This is a genomic window from Spiroplasma gladiatoris (assembly GCF_004379335.1).
Lineage (GTDB): Bacteria > Bacillota_I > Bacilli_A > Mycoplasmatales > Mycoplasmataceae > Spiroplasma_A > Spiroplasma_A gladiatoris.
On sequence record NZ_CP038013.1, the window covers coordinates 549,658 to 568,415 of the forward strand.

The 18,758-nt window shown below is 23.7% G+C and carries 21 protein-coding genes; 17 read left to right on the top strand and 4 right to left on the bottom strand.

Annotated features, from left to right (window positions below):
- Window positions 1-6: 6 nt before the first annotated feature.
- Window positions 7-825 (bottom strand): hypothetical protein, encoded by an 819-nt coding sequence (locus SGLAD_RS02530; RefSeq protein ID WP_134297473.1) that lies wholly within the window; start codon window positions 823-825, stop codon window positions 7-9.
- Window positions 826-921: 96 nt separating this feature from the next.
- Between SGLAD_RS02530 and SGLAD_RS02535 the strand changes: the two genes are divergently transcribed.
- The 9 genes from SGLAD_RS02535 to SGLAD_RS02575 all read left to right on the top strand — a co-directional run bounded on the left by SGLAD_RS02535 (window position 922) and on the right by SGLAD_RS02575 (window position 10,187).
- Window positions 922-1,857: a hypothetical protein gene (locus SGLAD_RS02535; RefSeq protein ID WP_134297474.1), complete on the top strand. Its 936-nt coding sequence runs from the start codon at window positions 922-924 to the stop codon at window positions 1,855-1,857.
- A gap of 246 nt (window positions 1,858-2,103) precedes the next feature.
- Complete coding sequence (locus SGLAD_RS02540) at window positions 2,104-3,765, top strand: amino acid permease (protein ID WP_134297475.1); 1,662 nt, start codon at window positions 2,104-2,106, stop codon at window positions 3,763-3,765.
- A 111-nt stretch (window positions 3,766-3,876) separates the two neighbouring features.
- Window positions 3,877-4,455 (top strand): YqeG family HAD IIIA-type phosphatase, encoded by a 579-nt coding sequence (locus tag SGLAD_RS02545; RefSeq protein ID WP_134297476.1) that lies wholly within the window; start codon window positions 3,877-3,879, stop codon window positions 4,453-4,455.
- Window positions 4,442-5,743, top strand: coding sequence for a ribosome biogenesis GTPase YqeH (gene yqeH / locus SGLAD_RS02550; protein WP_134297477.1), 1,302 nt, complete (start codon window positions 4,442-4,444; stop codon window positions 5,741-5,743). Before SGLAD_RS02545 ends, yqeH begins: the two co-directional genes overlap by 14 nt.
- A gap of 30 nt (window positions 5,744-5,773) precedes the next feature.
- Window positions 5,774-6,748, top strand: coding sequence for an ROK family protein (locus tag SGLAD_RS02555; RefSeq protein WP_166739165.1), 975 nt, complete (start codon window positions 5,774-5,776; stop codon window positions 6,746-6,748).
- 14 nt (window positions 6,749-6,762) lie between these two features.
- Window positions 6,763-6,981: a DUF896 domain-containing protein gene (locus SGLAD_RS02560; protein ID WP_134297479.1), complete on the top strand. Its 219-nt coding sequence runs from the start codon at window positions 6,763-6,765 to the stop codon at window positions 6,979-6,981.
- Window positions 6,982-7,067: 86 nt separating this feature from the next.
- On the top strand, window positions 7,068-9,032 hold the full coding sequence (tkt, locus tag SGLAD_RS02565; protein WP_134297480.1) for a transketolase: 1,965 nt from the start codon (window positions 7,068-7,070) through the stop codon (window positions 9,030-9,032).
- A gap of 54 nt (window positions 9,033-9,086) precedes the next feature.
- A complete protein-coding gene (locus SGLAD_RS02570) occupies window positions 9,087-9,302 on the top strand; it encodes a YneF family protein (protein WP_134297481.1) in 216 nt (71 codons plus the stop codon).
- Window positions 9,303-9,491: 189 nt separating this feature from the next.
- Window positions 9,492-10,187 carry an MBL fold metallo-hydrolase gene (locus tag SGLAD_RS02575; RefSeq protein WP_134297482.1) on the top strand — a complete coding sequence of 232 codons (696 nt, stop codon included), beginning with the start codon at window positions 9,492-9,494 and terminating at the stop codon, window positions 10,185-10,187.
- On the opposite strand, the gene plsY is transcribed toward SGLAD_RS02575, so the two are convergent.
- On the bottom strand, window positions 10,184-10,984 hold the full coding sequence (plsY, locus tag SGLAD_RS02580; RefSeq protein WP_166739166.1) for a glycerol-3-phosphate 1-O-acyltransferase PlsY: 801 nt from the start codon (window positions 10,982-10,984) through the stop codon (window positions 10,184-10,186). The genes SGLAD_RS02575 and plsY overlap by 4 nt on opposite strands.
- Before the next feature lie 111 nt (window positions 10,985-11,095).
- Between plsY and SGLAD_RS02585 the strand changes: the two genes are divergently transcribed.
- From SGLAD_RS02585 to SGLAD_RS02605, 5 genes are read left to right on the top strand one after another with little or no spacing between them, the layout of a single operon-like run.
- Window positions 11,096-11,782 (top strand): hypothetical protein, encoded by a 687-nt coding sequence (locus SGLAD_RS02585; RefSeq protein WP_134297484.1) that lies wholly within the window; start codon window positions 11,096-11,098, stop codon window positions 11,780-11,782.
- Window positions 11,783-11,794: 12 nt separating this feature from the next.
- Window positions 11,795-12,109 carry a hypothetical protein gene (locus SGLAD_RS02590; RefSeq protein ID WP_134297485.1) on the top strand — a complete coding sequence of 105 codons (315 nt, stop codon included), beginning with the start codon at window positions 11,795-11,797 and terminating at the stop codon, window positions 12,107-12,109.
- Between the two features lie 35 nt (window positions 12,110-12,144).
- The gene (locus SGLAD_RS02595) at window positions 12,145-12,489 is read left to right on the top strand and encodes a hypothetical protein (protein WP_134297486.1); all 345 of its coding nucleotides are present in this window, start codon (window positions 12,145-12,147) and stop codon (window positions 12,487-12,489) included.
- A 23-nt stretch (window positions 12,490-12,512) separates the two neighbouring features.
- Window positions 12,513-13,394: a riboflavin kinase gene (locus tag SGLAD_RS02600; protein WP_134297487.1), complete on the top strand. Its 882-nt coding sequence runs from the start codon at window positions 12,513-12,515 to the stop codon at window positions 13,392-13,394.
- A gap of 19 nt (window positions 13,395-13,413) precedes the next feature.
- A complete protein-coding gene (locus tag SGLAD_RS02605) occupies window positions 13,414-14,319 on the top strand; it encodes a deoxyribonuclease IV (RefSeq protein WP_134297488.1) in 906 nt (301 codons plus the stop codon).
- A 26-nt stretch (window positions 14,320-14,345) separates the two neighbouring features.
- Here the strand turns inward: SGLAD_RS02605 and SGLAD_RS02610 are convergent, their stop codons facing one another.
- Window positions 14,346-15,134 carry a pyrroline-5-carboxylate reductase family protein gene (locus SGLAD_RS02610; RefSeq protein ID WP_134297489.1) on the bottom strand — a complete coding sequence of 263 codons (789 nt, stop codon included), beginning with the start codon at window positions 15,132-15,134 and terminating at the stop codon, window positions 14,346-14,348.
- 24 nt (window positions 15,135-15,158) lie between these two features.
- Window positions 15,159-15,569, bottom strand: coding sequence for a hypothetical protein (locus tag SGLAD_RS02615; RefSeq protein ID WP_134297490.1), 411 nt, complete (start codon window positions 15,567-15,569; stop codon window positions 15,159-15,161).
- A 104-nt stretch (window positions 15,570-15,673) separates the two neighbouring features.
- Between SGLAD_RS02615 and SGLAD_RS02620 the strand changes: the two genes are divergently transcribed.
- From SGLAD_RS02620 to SGLAD_RS02630, 3 genes are all read left to right on the top strand, one after another.
- Window positions 15,674-16,777, top strand: a complete 1,104-nt coding sequence (locus SGLAD_RS02620) for a lipoprotein (protein ID WP_134297491.1) — start codon at window positions 15,674-15,676, stop codon at window positions 16,775-16,777.
- 117 nt (window positions 16,778-16,894) lie between these two features.
- Entirely contained in the window at window positions 16,895-17,296 is a 402-nt protein-coding gene (gene nusB, locus SGLAD_RS02625; RefSeq protein WP_134297492.1) for a transcription antitermination factor NusB, read from the top strand.
- A gap of 13 nt (window positions 17,297-17,309) precedes the next feature.
- The gene (locus tag SGLAD_RS02630) at window positions 17,310-18,755 is read left to right on the top strand and encodes a hypothetical protein (RefSeq protein ID WP_134297493.1); all 1,446 of its coding nucleotides are present in this window, start codon (window positions 17,310-17,312) and stop codon (window positions 18,753-18,755) included.
- The last annotated feature ends 3 nt before the right edge of the window (window positions 18,756-18,758 follow it).

Here is an 18,758-nt window from a genome sequence, read left to right on the forward strand (position 1 = left end):
CTTCAATTATGAAGTTTTTTTGTTATTTAAGATTTTTTTGAAAATACTACTTAATCTAATTTTTGCACTAACTTCTTCTGCTATCATTACACCATCATTAAAAATTATTACCTTTGACTTTTCATCCATATCATCTGGATTTAGTTTTTGCAAATCTTCTTCTTCAATTTCATTTCCAATAATTGTTTCGAAATAGTGTTCAATTATTTCGCAAGCTTCTTCTTTTTTTTCCGAATTATCACTTGATAATAAAATTTTAAGTTCTTCTTCATAATTTTCAGCTTGTTCAGGATTTTGCGAAGATCAATTTTTTAATTTTTCCACACTTTTTGAAATTTCTGTATCAAGAATATAAGTAATGTCTTCTCGATCTATTTCGCTAAAACTAGTATCATTTCCCAATTTATTTAATAAAATAGCATTAATTTCTAAAGCTTTTGATCCACTTTTTACAATGTTACCAATCTGCATTTTTATGATTAATTCTGTAATTTTTTCTTGAATATTTGTTGGGTTTTCTTTAATTGTGTTCAATAGTTCGCTTTGAATTTCACTATTAAAACCACCATCAACTTTAAGTTGTAATGAATTTTTTTTAATAAAATTATCAATCTGATCATGTGTTTTTAATTCGCTAACTTGTTTTTTGATATTAGCTAATAATTGATTTGTAACATTAACATCAGGAATAAAATCACCAATAAAATCTTGTTGAGCTTCTAAAAGTCCATTTTTTAATAAATCCAGTTTATCTATAAAAAACTTTTTAAATCATTCTTGTGAAACATTGTTAACAAAATCTTGTAATAAATTATAGTCGCCCATAAAAATCCCCTTTACATATATATTGTATATAATATAACATTAAATACCAAAAATTAAAAAAATTGATATAATGAGAGAGTAAGTGTAGGAACAACTATGAAAAAAAGAACTATAAATATCGTTGATGATGGTTATTTTCTTTTAAATGAACATCAAAATTTTAGATTTGATAAAAATATAGCAAAAAAATTTTTAGAAAAAATTCAATTTCCAATCATTATTTTAGATACTGAATTTTTTAATCACTCGCATGATTCGGGAGATTTAAAAAATAAGTTATATAGTGACAAACAAAAAGATATTGTTTATGTTATTCAATATAGTTTTGCAAAATCATTTAAAGAGATTGCGTATCGTGATAATTCAAAAGCAATTAAATCAATTTTTATCAAAAGAGGACTTAACGATAAAACTTATAATTTTCATGAACAATATTCTAGAATGATTACAAGTTTTTTAAGTATGTGTCGTAATAAAGAAATTAAAACAATCATTTGTGCTGGTGCAAGTAATGATATAAAAATAATTAATCAATGAATTAATGATTATAAGCATTTATTTGCAAGAAGGTCATTAAACATGGCATTTTTAAATAAGGAAAAAAATGAGCTAAATGCTAATTATTTTGATATTTATGAAATATTAGAAAATGCTTTTAGTTTTTCTAATACAAATGCTATTGGTGAAGAATTTTATAACCCAAAAAATTTACCAGTAGGAAAACAATCTGATCAAATGATAGCGTTAACAAGTTGTAAGAAATTTTTTGATTGATTTGAAAGCATTGATAATAAAATTTTAAAAAATGAAGATGATGAAATAAGAAGTTTATGCACGATGGCATATAGTTTCTTTTCTTTTCCTAATAATGAAAAAATGAGTTATGACATTTATAAAAACATGATTGAAGTATTAAGAAAAGTTGTAGTTCATTGTTACAATGATGTATTAAAAATATTAACTTTTTTAGGATTTGTGTATGAGTTTGTTTATTTGCCTTATTCTAAAAACACATTTATAAAAAAAGATTAATTAATTTATAGATTTTTTGCAATAATTATTTTTTTTATGTATAATAAAAATTAAGAAAAGAAAGATAGGAATTAAAAATGTATAACTTAGCAATGTTTTGAAGAGAGGTACAACGAAAACTTAAGCACTAAATATTTTGGTGCTGTTTTTCAAAATATTGGAGTGCGATATCATAATTAAAATTTAGCTAATAACTAAATTTTTTACTTTGAAAAAACAGATAGACAAATAATAGGAGAAAAAAATATGTCAGAAAGAGCAAAAACTTTAACGAAATTATCGATATTGTTTATGAGTTTTGCGATAATTTTTGGTTTTAGAAATATAATTAATAACCAAGTCCAATTTGGACTGTTAGCTTGTGTACTATTTCTAGTTGGAGGAGCAATTTATGCAATACCAATGGTACTACTAACTTCAGAATTTGGAAGTATACATAAATTAAAAAATCAAGAAGCAGGTTTAGGATCGTTTTGTGCATTTGCACTTGGAAAAAAAGGAGGTTTCTTAGCAAGTTGAGCTAGCTACTTTGGAAATTTATTTTTCTTTGCTACTATGGCTCCGTTTACAGTAATTGCGTTAAGCTTTTTCTTTTATGGAAAAAATGGTTTTGATGAATTAGCCATAGTATTATCAGCTAAAATTAGTGATGCAAACGCAACAAGGTTAAGTACTTGTACATTGGCATTATTTGCAATTTTGATTTTTTGAGCAGGAACATATGTTTCTTCAAAAGGTCCAAAATGAATTGGAAAAATCACAAACATTGGAGGAACTGCTAGTCTTTGTTTAGGATTATTATTCATTTTAATAGCACTTTGTTACGCACTACCAGTAAATGGTGTTGAAGAAACTTTTGGATGAAATTCATTTAACGCACTAGAAAATCAATTTAACGGAGATTGATGAAGTTTTATATCAATGTTGCCGTGGTTAATATTTGCATATAATGGAATTGAAACAATTAGTGTTTTTATAAAAGATACAAAAGGTGGATCAAGAGCATTTAGAATTGGATCAACTATTGGAATGGTTTGTGTAATATTTTTAATGGTTATAGGAACATTATTATTAAGTATGACAATTTCACAATCAGATATTGAAAAATGAGGAATATCTAATTCTTACTTTATGGTTTATCCAAAGATTTTAGGAATAAGTGAATCTAGTGGTTGGCACCGTGCAATAGTTCATATTGTAGGATTTGTTACTGCCTTAAATGGAATGGGGTCGTTATTCTTTTGAACAGCTGCACCAGCAAAAGTATTTTTATCAGAAGTTCCACATAATACAATGGGAAAATATTTATCAAAAACAGATAAAAATGGAATACCATTAAATGCTTTATGAATTCAAGCAATTGTTGTCAGTGCTATTTTAATTATAGTTGGTACAACTACTTCAGGAGAAGTTGAAGTTGGAGATGATGGTGTAAAAGCTGTTACTAGTTCAAGTGACTTCTTATCAAGAATTCTTCAAGCAACAACCTCGCTAGCAACTGTTCAAATGTTTTATTACTTTTGAGCTTATATTTGGTTTAGGTGAAAAAACGATGATGAACCAAGAGATACGAAATTTTTTAAAAATAAAATACCAGCCATAATATTAACATCATTAGCATTAGGGTTAGTAGTTATTGCTTTCTTTTTTGGAACAGTTCCAAGTCCAACTCTTTGAAAAAAAGATTGAGTTGATGCATTAATTACTTTTATATTAGTATTTGGAGGATTTATATTCTTTATGGGGATTGGATATTTAGTTTGATATCTTCAAGTTACAAGAAAAGGAATTCAAGAAGATGGCTCAATTGATCAATCAGCAATTATGAGTTCAAAAAATAGAAAAACTAAAGTTTTAAATTCTACAAATGAAAATACAAATATTGTGGAATCTAAAAAAGTAGAGTAGATGTTTAAATAAAAATCTTATAGCAATATAAGATTTTTTATACTTTATTATTTACCTTATTATTTAAAGGTTTATTTATTGTATAATTATATAAATATAAGGAGAGAGAATATGGCTAGCAAAAAAAGTTTTCTACTTTTAAACTACTTTAAACCCTCAATTTATTTAGAAAGTTATAAGAAAATAAATCTTGACTCTTTAAAAAATAGTGGAATTAAATTAGTTATGTGTGATATGGACAACACTTTAATAAGTTGAAATGAAAGAATTCCTAATGCAGATGTAATTAAATTTGTAAAAAGTGTTTATGCTCATAACATGGAATTTGTTTTATTCTCAAATAACATTAGAAGTAGAGTTGAAAATTTTGCAAAAAAAGCTGGTATAAGAAATTATTTCTGAGATTGTAAAAAACCTTTAATGGGTAAATTTAAGTTAGTTAAAAAATTAATGCCATATAAAGAAAATGAAATTGTTTTAATTGGAGATCAATTAATAACTGATGTTTTAGTAGCTAATCGTGGTCATATAAAAAGCATCTTAGTTTCTCCGCTAGGTAGAACTAATGGAGAGAAAAAAATTGTGCAATTTTTAGAAGGTTTTATATTAAACAGGTTAACTCAAAAAAATATTTTACATGAAGGATTTTATAACGAAGGAGAACTAGGTGGTAACTATGAAATACTCTAAAAATAATGAACAAATTGAAGAGATAGAAAAACAACTTGAAGAACTTGAAGATAAAACTTTATTAGCTCACATAAATGGAGAAAAAAAACCTAACATAAAGCAAAGAAGTAAAGTTAGTTTAACAGAAGCAAACATTGGTTTAGGAAATACTACAAATATTGACAATGATGGTCCAAAAAAATGTGTTGGTTGCGGGGTTGAGATGCACAATCTCGACCAAAGAAAACCTGGGTATGTCATCGATGCCCAAAAGCAAGACTACTGTTTAAGATGTTTTAAAATTAAAAATTATAACAGCTTAGTAGAACAAGATATTTTTGATGAAGATTTTATTGCAATTTTGGATGAAATAAATAAAAATAATGAAAAAATTCGTTATTATTACGTAATTGATATTTTCGATTTACCAGGTAGTAGATTAGAATGATTAGAAAAAATGATTTCTTCAAAAGAAGTTGTTGTTCTAGTTAATAAAATAGATTTATTACCAAAAGCAGTTAATAAAGTAAAAATTATGAAGTATGTTAAAAAGTTTTTTGCAGACTCTCCATTAAAAGATTCAAAATTCATTTTAACTAGCTCAATTAAAAGTGATTATGTATATGCATTAATTAGTGAATTAAAATCTATTGATTATGATCAATATATTATTGGAATATCAAATACAGGTAAATCAAGTTTAATTAATGCTTGTTTATTTGCAAATCAACAAGTTCCTTCAATTGTTACAAGTAAATATGTTAATACAACTTTAAATAAAATAAAAATTAATTTTACTAAGAAAAATTACATTTATGACACTCCAGGATTGGTTAAACAAAATCATATAGCAACTGCAACTGCATCATCTTATTGAGATTTTTTCTTCTTTAAAAAAGAAATAAAACAAGTTACATATCAATTATTAAAAGGTCAAACAATTTTTTATGGGGGTCTTGCTTGATTTACATTTGAAGATGGACAGGAAAGATATACAGAAAAAAATAAAATTAAAAAAACAAGTTTTCATTTTTATATAAATAAATTAATGCCATTACATAGAACTAAAGCGAATAATATAGAAAATTATTTTAGAAAAAATCGTCACTCTTTATCACCACGGCTTAAAGACAAAGATGCTAAATTTAAAACAATAAATTATGAGTTTGATAAAAGTGCCGATTTTGATTTACATATTTCAGGATTGGGATGAATTAATTTTAAATCATTTATAGGTATGAAACTATCAATAACTGTGCCTGCAACTGAATCAGAGATTAAAGTAAATTTACTTTCTGCAATGATATAATTTTTTATTTAATGAATGAGGTGAGTGCTTATGAAATTAATTTTAACTGTAGAAATAAACAATTTAATGTCTAATGTTGCATTATTAAATCAATATGGAGAAATCCAACTTAACTTTTTTGTAAATCACGATTTTAAAAATGGTTTAATAGAAAATTTGTATGAAAAAATAAATACAAATTTAAAAAAAGTAGGTTATGAGCTAAATGATCTTTATGAAAAAATGGGAATAGCAGCTGCTGGTTATATCGATCATAATGAGGGAATTGTTAGATATGCTGGATTATTAAATTTTAACAACTTCAATTTAAAACAAAAAGCTCAAGAACTTTTTAAAAAAGAAGTTCTTGTCTTGAATGATGCAAATGCATCAGCATTAGGAGAATTTTGAATAGGTTCTGCCAAACATTCTGACTCATTAATTTTTTATAAAATTAATTGCGGGATTGGTGGAGCGATTATTTTAGAAGGAAAATTAGTGTCTGGTTCTAGAGGTTTTGCTGGTGAGTTTGGTCACGGTGGAGGTATATATGATGGCAAAGAAACGAATTACATTTGTTTTTGTGGTGCTAAAGGTTGTATTGAAGCTATTTCAGGAACAAAAAATATTCAAGATAAGTTTTCTCATTACATAAATCAAAATCCAAATAGTAAGTTAGCAATTTTTTTTAATGATAAAGAATTAGTAACTTTAGAAGATATAAACTTAGCATATGAACTAAAAATTGACAATGAGGAGATAGAAAAAATTTTTTGTCATTTATTAAACCCATTAATTAAACATATGGCAACAATGATAAATGCATTAGATCCAGAATCAATAATTATTTCAGGTGAAATTATTGTTGTAAAACAAATAGTCTTTAGAATTATTAAAAAAGAAATTTATACATATATAATTGATAAGGTAGCGGATGAAATAAATATTAAAGAAGCTACTTTAGGGAAAGACGCTCCACTTATTGGTGCGGGTTATTATGTAATTAATGATTGAAAATTTTCATAAAAGAAGGAGAAAAAATGGAAACTTTAATTAAAAGAATAAATGAATTAGCAACTTTACAAAAAGAAGATAAATTAACTCCAGAATTAAAAAAAGAACAAGAAGTTTTAAGGAAAAAATATATTGAACTTTACAAAAATGGTTTATTAGAACAATTAAAAACAATAAAATTAGTAGATGAAAATGGTAACGACATTACTAATGAAAAATTAAAAAGACTTAAAGAACAAAAATAAGTATTCAAATTAAATTGATACTTATTTTTTTTAGAATTATTAAATAAATAAATTTATAGTTATATAATTTATTCGTAAGGAGAAATATGAATAAACAAAATAAGAACTTAAACGCTTTAAGAATTTTAGGAATTGAAGCTATTAATAAAGCAAATTCTGGTCATCCGGGTATAGTTTTAGGGGCAGCTCCAATTTTATACACTTTATTAACAAAAATAATGAATATAAATCCAAAAAATCCAACTTGATTCAACAGAGACCGATTTGTATTAAGTGCAGGTCATGGAAGTGCATTACTATACTCTGGTTTGCATTTATCTGGTTTTAATTTATCAATAAATGATTTGAAAGGATTTAGACAAATAGATTCATTAACACCAGGCCATCCTGAGTTTGGGCATACTGATGGAATTGATGCAACAACAGGACCACTGGGACAAGGATTCGCAATGGCTGTCGGGATGGCTTTAGCAGAAACGCATTTAGCAAAAAAATATAATAAACCAAATTTTGAAATTATTAATCATTATACTTATGTGCTTTGTGGTGATGGAGATTTACAAGAAGGTGTTTGTCAAGAAGCAATTAGTTTTGCAGGAAGATATCAGCTAAATAAATTAATAGTTTTTCATGACTCAAACAATATCCAATTAGATGCACCAGTTGAAGTCGCTCAATCAGAAGATATTCAAGCAAAATTTAAAGCAGCAAATTGAAATTGTATTAAAATTAATGATGGTGAAGATTTAAAAGCAATTGAATTAGCAATTGAAAATGCTAAAAACTCAAATAAACCAACATATATTGAAGTAAAAACTGTTATTGGGTTAGGTGCCACAAACCAAGGAACTCAAAAAGTACACGGAGCTCCTTTAGGAAATGATATTAATAAAGTTAAAGAATATTTTAATTGACAAAGTGAAGACTTTGTTATTCCTAAAGATATTTATGAATTTTATCAAAAAAATGTAGAATTTAGAGGAAAACAAGTTAATGATAATTGAGATAAACTGTTTAAAGAATATCAAAATCAGTTCTCAGATTTAGCTGATACTTTATTAAACTCAATAACTCAAAATTATCAAATTTGCAAAGAAGATCTTTTAAAATTAAATAATAATATAGAACAAGCAACAAGAGTTAGTTCTGGTAATGTACTTGATTATTTAAGTAAAAAAATACCAGCTTTAATCGGAGGTAGTGCTGATTTAACTGAATCTACAAAAGCAAAAGGTGCTGATGGAAACTATGATTATAATCATTTAGAAGGTAGAAACATAATGTATGGGGTTAGAGAGTTTGCAATGGCTGCTATAAATAATGGTATCGCACTTCATAAAGGACTTTTACCATTTTGTGGAGGATTCTTTGTATTTTCAGATTATATGAAACCTGCGATTAGACTTGGTGCTTTAATGGGATTGCAAACTTTATCAATATTCACTCATGATTCAATTGCTGTTGGAGAAGATGGACCAACTCATCAACCTATTGAACAACTTTCAATGATTAGAAGCTTACCTAACATTAATGTTTTTAGACCGTGTGATATGCAAGAAACAATTGCTAGCTACTATAATGCTTTACAAGTAAAAAATCAGCCAAGTGTAATAATTGCAACTCGACAAAACTTAAAAGAGTTAAATCATCCTGGTGATATTTTTGAAAATGTTAAAAAAGGTGCTTATCTAATTAGTGTACAAGATAATCCAGATATTACTTTAATTGCAACCGGAAGTGAAGTTTCACTTGCTTTAGAAGTAAAAACTATTTTAGAATCAAATAATCATAAAGTTAATGTTGTTTCGATGGTAAATCAAAATGCTTTTGAAAAACAAACACTAGATTATAAAAATCAAATTATTAATAAAAATACAAAAAGATTTTCTATAGAATTAGGTTCAACTTATGGTTGACATAAATACTTAGGAGATGAAGGAAAAGCGTTTGGTATAGATCATTTTGGATATTCTGCACCAGCTAATGACGTTATTAAAAAAATAGGATTTGAAGCAAATAAAATTGCAAAAGAAATTTTAAATACTCTATAAACCATTTTTATGTTATATTTATATTGTGTTAAATTATACCAAAGGAGTAAAATTATGGAATGATGAATAGTCTTAATAATAGCAATTGTTTGTGCTATTGTTGGTGGAGTGTTGGGTTTTATTATTACAAGAAAAGTAATTCAAAAACAATTAAAAGATAATCCTCCAATTAACGAAAATCAAATCAGAGCAATGTATAGAAGTATGGGTCGAAAGCCTTCAGAAGCTGATATTAAAAAAACAATGAATGCAGTTAAAAAAGGTAAATAGTATAGGGTTATCAGTATTTTAATAATAATTAAAAATCACAAGTTATAATGCTTGTGATTTTTAATTATAAAAATTGTTTTATAATTAGACTAAAATATAAAATTTTTTTTATTTTTTTAAGTTTTTTTTAAAAAAATAAATATTAATGTATAATCTTTTAGGAATTCTTAGAGAAAGAGAGGTGAGAAGATGATTAAAGCTTTTACAGATAAAAATTTTAAAGATGCAAATGCTTATTTAATTTACAATGAAAAAAATCAAGGAATACTAATAGACACTGCGAATAATAGTTATAAAGAAATAATAAGTTTTTGTAAGAAAAAAAGAATTACTTTAACAGATGTTTTTATAACTCATGGTCATTTTGCTCACTTTTATGGAATTAATGAAATTAGTAAGAAACTAAATGTTCAAAACGTATATGTTAGTAGAGAAGATTTAACAATGCTTTTTGATCCTCATAAAAATGCTAGTACTTTTTTCAATAGCTTAAATGGAGCATGAAGTGCAAAACCTCTTAAAAATCTTAAAGTAATTGTTGAAGATTGTGAATGAGTAATCAACGAATATTTGTTAAATATTAAAATAAAAAGTGGTCATACAAGCGGTTCTTTAATAATTGAGGTACCAGAATTAAAAGCAATTTTTAATGGAGATAGTTTATTTTTACATCATGATGTAATTAGTGTTACAAATTCGCCAGTTGAAGAACAAAAAATCTTAGAAAACATTAAATGAATTTTTCAAACATACACTAAGGAACATACATTTTATCCAGGGCACTATGATTATGGTTTTACAATTGAAGATGTTTTAGAAAGAGATAATTATATTAAGAAAAAATATATTAGATTATTTAATGAAATAAAAAAATCAAACATTTAACTTTTTAAAATGTTTGATTTTTCATTATCTTCTTTTTTATAATTGAATATTGTTACTTCTGTTTTATTAATCAATTTCTTAATATTATCTTTATGTCTATAAATTAATAAAATTGTAGAAAATGTTACTATTAAACATATCACTAAATAACTTTCTGCATAATTAATTTGAGATGAGTGAGTATGTAATAAATTCATTCAAACTAAGGTTGATTTAAAAGTACCTGCTAAAGGACCAAAAAACTCATATCCATTTATCCACTCATCATTTGTGAGTGTAATTGATTCTGATCCTGATAAAATTGGTATTCAAATCATAATCATAGCAATTATTGATCCAAAAATTGATGAAACACTTACAATTCTAAAGATTAATATCAATATAACTCAAACCAAGAAAAAAATTAAACAAATTGTTCAATTAATCAAGGCAGTTAATCCTAAAAAACAACTAACAGCTTTTCCGCCTTTAAATTTATAATATACTGGAAAACAGTGGCCAACCAGAGCGAAAAAAGCAGGAATATAAAAACTTGTATATTTAAAAGCGTCGCTTGGAATATAAGTAAATCCCAATGCAATAAATGCAACAATAAATATTTTAGAAGCATCTAATAACATTATTACGATACCTCATTTTTTTCCTAATTTTCTACTTGCGTTTGTAGCTCCTGCATTTTTACTTCCAAATTCTCTAATATCTTCTTTTGTTTTCAATTTAACAATAGTTATTGAAAAACTGAAACTACCTATTAAATAACCAATAACCGACACTAGAATAGTTCCAATGATAAACATATTAAATAGTCCACCTTTCATAAATGCAATCTAATTCATTTTACTACATTTAAATATATATATGCAACTTTTAATGTAAAATATTATATGTATATTTTATAAGGAGTTTTTATGGATTTAAATGAAAAAGTTAATTTAAAAACTATTATTTTTGATTTATATAAAAAAGATAGTGATGGTTTGATTAAATCTGATCAAATAAATTTATTAGATCAAGATAAAAAAGAATTAAAAACCTTATCTTTAACAGATAATTTAAAAAAATTGTACGAAGGTTTGACTAATTTATTTGAAAAAAATGTACACTCAAATAACTTTAATTTAAGTTTAATGTTAACATTGTTTTTGCAAAGATATAATTACTTTTATTTAACAGAAATCGAATGAATTAAACATTGTAAAACAATAAATAAACTAAATTTTAAAGACCCAGGAACATTTTTTATTGAATATATCTCATCTTTTTTTGAAAATCAAATAATAAGTTATAACTTAAATTACATCAACATTCTTAATAGATATAAAGTTCAACAATGAAATGCAAACTTTTATACAAAGTTAATTTCATTGACTAGTGATATTAAGCATGGAATTGATTTTCAACAAAAATTACTAGCAACTGAAGAAATGGTTAAATTTTTACAAAATACAAAAAATATTTATTCTTCATTAGAAGGGGTGGGAGTTGAAAGTGAAAAACGAGAATTTTTAGCTCATTCAAATGAAATAAAAATAGTATTTCAATCAATGAATCAATTAATAAACGAAATAATAAATTTAATTTTAAAACAATCATAGAAGAGGTATAAAATGTTTGAAAAATATAATGATATGAATATTGATGATTTAAATAAAAATAAACTTGATTTAGAAAACAAATTAGATGAGTTAAAAATTGCTGAAAAAAAATCAGAAAAAATTATTAAAAAGAATTTAGCTTGATGATTCTTATTACCTATTTTTGGTTTATTTATTTACAACTCAATTTATGTTAAAAGAAAACAAAATAGTCAAGAAGGACAAAATCTTTTAAAAATAAAATCAGAAATGGCAATGTTAGAATTAGAAATAAAAATAATAGAAAATAAGATTGAGATACAAAACTCAAATCAAAAAGAAGAATAGTTATTTATGTTATAATTTTTTTATAGAGGTAAATCATGAGTAAGAAAAAAATATTTGAATATGATGAAAATTTAAAAATGAATATTGATAGAATATATTTTTCAAATAGGTTTGTTAATTGCAATCATGAAAGTATTGCCATTGATAAAAGAAGTAATATTTTTAAATGTATAAATGAAGGTTGTTGATTTCAACTATGATTTAAATCAAATGCTGATTTTTTAAAATTCTCTCATAGAGTTGTTTTAGAGTTTGATTTTGAAAAATCTGAAAAAAGCTACATAAAAAAATTAAGAGATAACAAAAAAAGAATTAAAAAAGAAAAAGAATTAAAAGAAAAAGCTCTTAAAGGAAAAAGTTTAATAAATATATCTTTTTAAGGGATTTAAAAAGAGGTTATAAAATGGTTGATGTAATTAATTATAATGGGTTGATGAGAATTATGTATAATTTAAAAGATTCAGTTGCATTTATCAGTGATTTTAAAAATTGATCTGAATATGAGTTTGATCAAATAAATCATTTAAAAGAATATGCTAATAAATATAATTTAAAATCAACATTAATAATACCAATCTATAATAATGAGTATGAAGGAATTTGAAATAATAAAAATATAATAAATTTAGCTAATAAATCAAATATAGATCAAATCGTTTTTTTATATGTTAACCATTTTTTAAAAGAATTAGATGAAGAGCAACTTTTTTTAAGATTATCAAAAGAACTTAGTATAAAAAAAATATTATCTAGTAAAAACTACGAATTCAAATATTGAAAAACATTAAATGTAGATTTTTTTAAAAAACATTGACAGAATAATTTTTTAGAATGTAAAAATTTAAAAAGTTTTAAAAAAGTAGAGGAGCTTTTTACATTAATTAGTCATAATGATTTTAAAACATTCAAAATGCAAACTGGATTAGACTATCAATTATCAGGAATTGTTGCTGATGGAAAAAAATACGGAAGAACAATTGGTTATCCAACTATAAATATCATTGTTGACTCAAAAATACCTTTAAAATTTGGTGTTTATGCTGTTAAAGTGTATGTTGAAGCATTAGATAAAACTTACTTAGGATCGTGTATGTATTGAAAAAACTCTTTAAATCAGATACTTTTAGAAACTTATATTTTAGATTTTGATAAAGATATTTATGGTTGAAAGGTAGATCTAATTTTTTTAAAAAAAATTAGAAACGGAATTAAAGTAGATTCAGTTGATCATTTAAAAAACTTAATTAAAAATGATGTAGAAGAAACAAAAAAAATAAAATTATAACTACAGAAAAGGAATATTGATGAAAAATAAATTTTACTTAGGAAGTCATGTTGGTATGAATTCAAAAAACAATTACTTAATAGGAACTGCAAAAGAAGCGATCGAAAATGGTGCTAATACTTTAATGTTTTTTACAGGAGCACCTCAAAATACTATAAGAACTGCTACTGAAAAATTAAACATTGAAGAGTTTAAAAAAATACTAATAGAAAATGATATTGATATTACAAAAACTTTATGTCACGGACCTTACACTATTAACCTCGCAAACACTGTTAAACCTGAAATATTTGAACTAGGTGTAAGATTATTAAAAGAAGAACTTAATAGACTTGAAGAAATTGGTGTTCATTTAGTTGTTTTACATCCAGGAGCAGCTGTTGGAGCTGAAAGAAAAATAGCTTTAGATAGTGTTATTAAAGGTCTTAATATGGTTTATAAAGATTTGCCAAATACTCCAGTAAAAATTGCACTTGAAACAATGAGTGGTAAAGGAACTGAGGTTTGTATAAATTTTGATGAAATAAAATATGTTTTAGATAACGTTGAAAGAAAAGATATGATTGGTGTATGTTTTGATACATGCCATATGCATGATGCTGGTTATGATGTTAAAAATAATTTTGATGGAGTTGTTGAAGAGTTTAATAATTTAATTGGTTTAGATAAATTATTGGCAATTCATTTAAATGATTCAAAAAATTTTATTAATGCACATAAAGATCGTCATGAAAACATTGGTTATGGTTATATCGGTTTTAAAGCTTTATCAAACATTGTACATAATCCTTTGTTTAAAAATATTCCAATAGTTTTAGAAACTCCTTATATTGACGGTAAAATCAGTCCTTATAAATTAGAAATTGAAATGTTAAAAAACAATAAGTTTGTAAATAATTTTGACTTAGACATAAAAACTGAATAACAAAACCCTTTTAATAGAGGGTTTTGTTATGCTTTACTTTTTGTATTTTCAAAACATTTTATTAATATTTCTTTAAAATTATTTTCAATCAAAGTATTATGACCGAATTCTGTTGGTCCATTTGGTACAATTATTTTTTTTATCATTTCATCTAAACTAATGCTATTTTCAAGAGCAGCCATTGTTGATCCAATTATTGTTTCTTTAATAAAATCATTTGATATTTCTTCTTTATAGTTGTTTAAAAAAGCATATTCTTTAAAAGCTTTTATAAACTCATAAATAAAAGCAGGTGCAGAACCCGTTAAGGCTACAAAGCTTGCAAATTGTTCTTCTTCAATAAGATAAGTTTTTCCAAAGACATTAAGAATTTTGATTGCTTCATTTAAAAGATGTATATTTTTTGCTTTAAAACAATAACTTGTAGTTGATTTATCAATATTTGCATTCATATTTGGCATAATTCTTAATACATTTATATCTTTTTCAAAGTATTTTTCAATTTCACTTATTTTAAAAGCATTTAACATAGAAATAATTATTGTATTACTATGATTTTGCAAGTTAATTTTATTTAAAACACCATCTGCATCAACCGGACGAAAACCTAAAAATATAAAATGATAATCTGAATAATTTATTTCTTCTAAGTTTTTTATGTAATTACATTTATATTTGTTTGAAAACTCAATTGACTTGCTTAAAGTTCTATTTAAGATAGTTATTTCATAAAAATCTTTATTTAAATTTTTAGATAAGGACTTTAATATTGCTTCACCCATATGCCCTGTTCCAATTATTAATATTTTTTTCATTGTATATTCCTTACTATTATATTTTTAATAATATAAGTTTATTCTTAATTTTAATGATTTATCTAGCAATTTAATATTTTTTATTATATTTTTTGCAACATTTTCATATTCTAAAAGTTCTTTATTTTCGTATAAATTATTGATTGCTAAAAAAATAATAGTTAACAATTCGACCCATACAGCTTGATTATCACTATATTGTTCGATTTCATCTAAATCAATGTTTGCATCAATTAAAACTTGTTTAAATTCGATTTTATATAATTGCAAACATAGTGCATTAATTTTTAAAGCAATTTTAGGGTCAATTAAAATCGTTTTAAAATCATTTAATATATTTATACATATTTCATTTATTTTAGATTTTGATAAAGTTTCTGTTTTATTTTCACCCAATAAATGAAATAAAGTCTTCATTTCATGTTCTTTTGCCATATCTTTTCTCCTTAACTAATAGATTAATTATAAAATAAGTAATTTAAATGTTAAAAAAATATTAAATAATGTAAAATTATATAAGAAATATAGGTGAAATTTAAATGAAAAAACTTTTATCTTTTTTAGCGGTTTTTGGTATTACTTCAACAACAATTGCTCCAACAATTGTTGCTTGTCAAGCTGTACCAATTGATAGAACTTTTACAAATGTTAATTCTGTAGAAAAATTATGAGATACAAAGAATGTAAAATCAATTTCTTTATCAAATGTGATTGAAATTAAAGAAGAAAATCAAACAAAAGAAGAAAATCAAACAAAAAAGTATAACTATTGATTAGAATTGAATAAACTAGCTAAAAGGTTAAATGAATTAGTTCAATACAGAATTAGTTCTGATACTAAACAAAATTTTATCGATTCAAAACCTAAGTATGATATTTATTATTTTGGAGAAAAACTTAATACATTTGATGCTGATCCTAATGGAAATGAAAAGTCTAATGAATTAAATATTAATAATATTATTGAACCATTAGTAGAAAACCAGAATAATAAAAAAATATTTGAAATACCAATGAGTTTTGTTTTAAAAATTGAGGGAGATAGTTCAAGTACACATAAGGATAAAGTTGGACCAAATAAAGGTTTGGACTTTTATTTGACTAGTAAAGCTTCATTTGAATATGATAAAAAGGAAAGCAAATATAATTTTAACCCTTTATTTAATTTAATTGATTATAAAGATTATAAAAATAAGGGTTTTGTAGAACTTGAAAAGAATACTTTATATCTTGATGATGACCAATATTATAGAGATAGCAAAGAATTTAATAAAACACTGTATAATGACAAAGCATATGTTACTAGTTGAGTTTATGTTAGTTTAATGAGAAAATTATTACAAGAAAACTACAATAATTATATTTATGAAATTTATAGTCAAAAAAACTTAAATGATGTAAATAATGACGAATGACAAACATTAACTATTTATAATTTATTAAGATATGAATATAGTTATTGAATTAAGACAAGTAGTGATCAACCTAATTACACATTTGTAAATAGAACTTTTGGAATAGGCAAAAATGGTGGATTAGATGATAATGAATCAAATGAATTTATCAGTTTTACAACTACTGGAAAAGCTACTTTTAAAATATTAGATCAAGATATAACAATTAAAACTAGTGTAATCAAATAAATCCTAAATTAGGATTTTTTCTTTATAAAGCCATTTTACAATAAAATACACAATAGTTAATAATACTTTAAATGCTAAATTTTTGTTATAATAAAAGAGTATAACAAAAGGAATAATATGGAAAAATCAATAACATACTTAAAAAAACAAAGAAGAAGCTCTGTGCAAATACTATATAAATTATCTATTTTAAATGAAGATATTGATAAAATTAAACAAGAAGTTTTAGATAACAGTCAATTTGATAAATTAGACGATGATTTAATAAATTATATTTTAAAAATTTTAGATCAATACGAAACTATAAAACAAAGCATTTTAAAATTAATTCCTAACAATTGATCATGAGAAAGATTACCTAATATCATAAAAGCAATTTTAAGTGTAAGTGCTTTTGAAATTATAAATAATATTAATCCAAAAGCTGTTGTTATAAACGAAGCTATTGAAATGGTTAGAGAATTTTTGCCTAGCTGAGATACAAACTTTATTAATGGTTTATTAGATAAAATTAATTAGAAGGGATATTATAATGAGTTTTAAAAGTTATAATGAGTTTAAAGATTCTTTATTAAAATATAAAAACAATTTTTATAAAAAAATTAAAATTAATTTATATAAAGAATTTAATTTTTTTTTAACAAAAGATAATGATGAATCATTTAATTTTAACAATCAAAGTAGTATTAAAAATGATTTTAGTAACTATTTAACTTTTACTCATAATGAATCTGTTTTTAATGAGTTTACAAAAGACAATTTTAATCTAATTACAGACTATATAAATAATTCTATAAAAAAAATTAAAAATAACTACATAAATAAAATTATAATTGTAACTGCAAAAACAGTTTACAAAGATGATCAAACTATTAACGAACTAATAAATGAGTTAACAAACTTAAATTTTAATATAAAAATAAAAAATTTATCATGATATAAAGAAGATTTTTTTTATGAAAACATTTTTAAGAATGTTAATTTAAAAAATAACATATCAAAGTTTGAAAATGTTTTTAGTGAAATTGATGAAAAACTTTTTGAAGATTCGCAAAATATAAAGCTTAATAAAAACTTTATTGATGTATGAGAAAAAGTTTTTTTAAATAAAGTATTAATGTCTTTTGAAAAATTTACTTTCACTCTTAAAAATTTTGATACAAATTTTTTTCAAGAAAAAACAAAAAACTTTATAGAAGAACTTAATTCAAATACTATGATTATTTATTTAAATAATCATAGTATAAGTAATTTATTTAAAACTTCTTTCTTATCTAATCAAGAAACTTTTCAAAAAATTATTGCAAATGATATTCCTATATTTGAAATAGGAGAAGAAGTTGAATATAGTTTAATAAATCCACTAGTAATTAAAAGATGTGAGAACGTTTTTTTATTCAATAATTATATTAATGATTTTTTAAAAAATAAAAATAATAATGACAATAAACAATTAGATACTTTAAACATGTATTGAGAAGATATTTTATCTGAAAAAAATTTAGACTTTGTTAATTTTAATGAAGAAAATAATAACGAAGATTTATTAAAGACAGAAGTTTATGAAAAAAATTTTGATTTATTAAAATTAGTAAATAAAAAAAAGTTTAAATTAAGTGAGCATATTAATAAATTTTATGACGATTATATTAATGAAGATAAAATTAAATTATTAGAAAAAACTAAGGAGATGAAAAACATTTTTGAAAATTACAATAGTTTATTTATTGATTCAATCAAAAATATCTCATTAACAGATGAAAATGTAAACAAGAATAATATAAAAATATTTAGTAATAAATTAAATGAAAAAAGTATTGTTGAGTTTTTTAATTTCTTTATAAATAATAAAAATTCTTTTATAAATAAATTAGCAAATAAGTCTTTATCAATGCAAGAATTATTGGAATTATATCAAGTGTATTTAAAAATAAACAGTGTGTTAAAAGAAATTGAATTTATAAATATGTTCTTTTAGAAA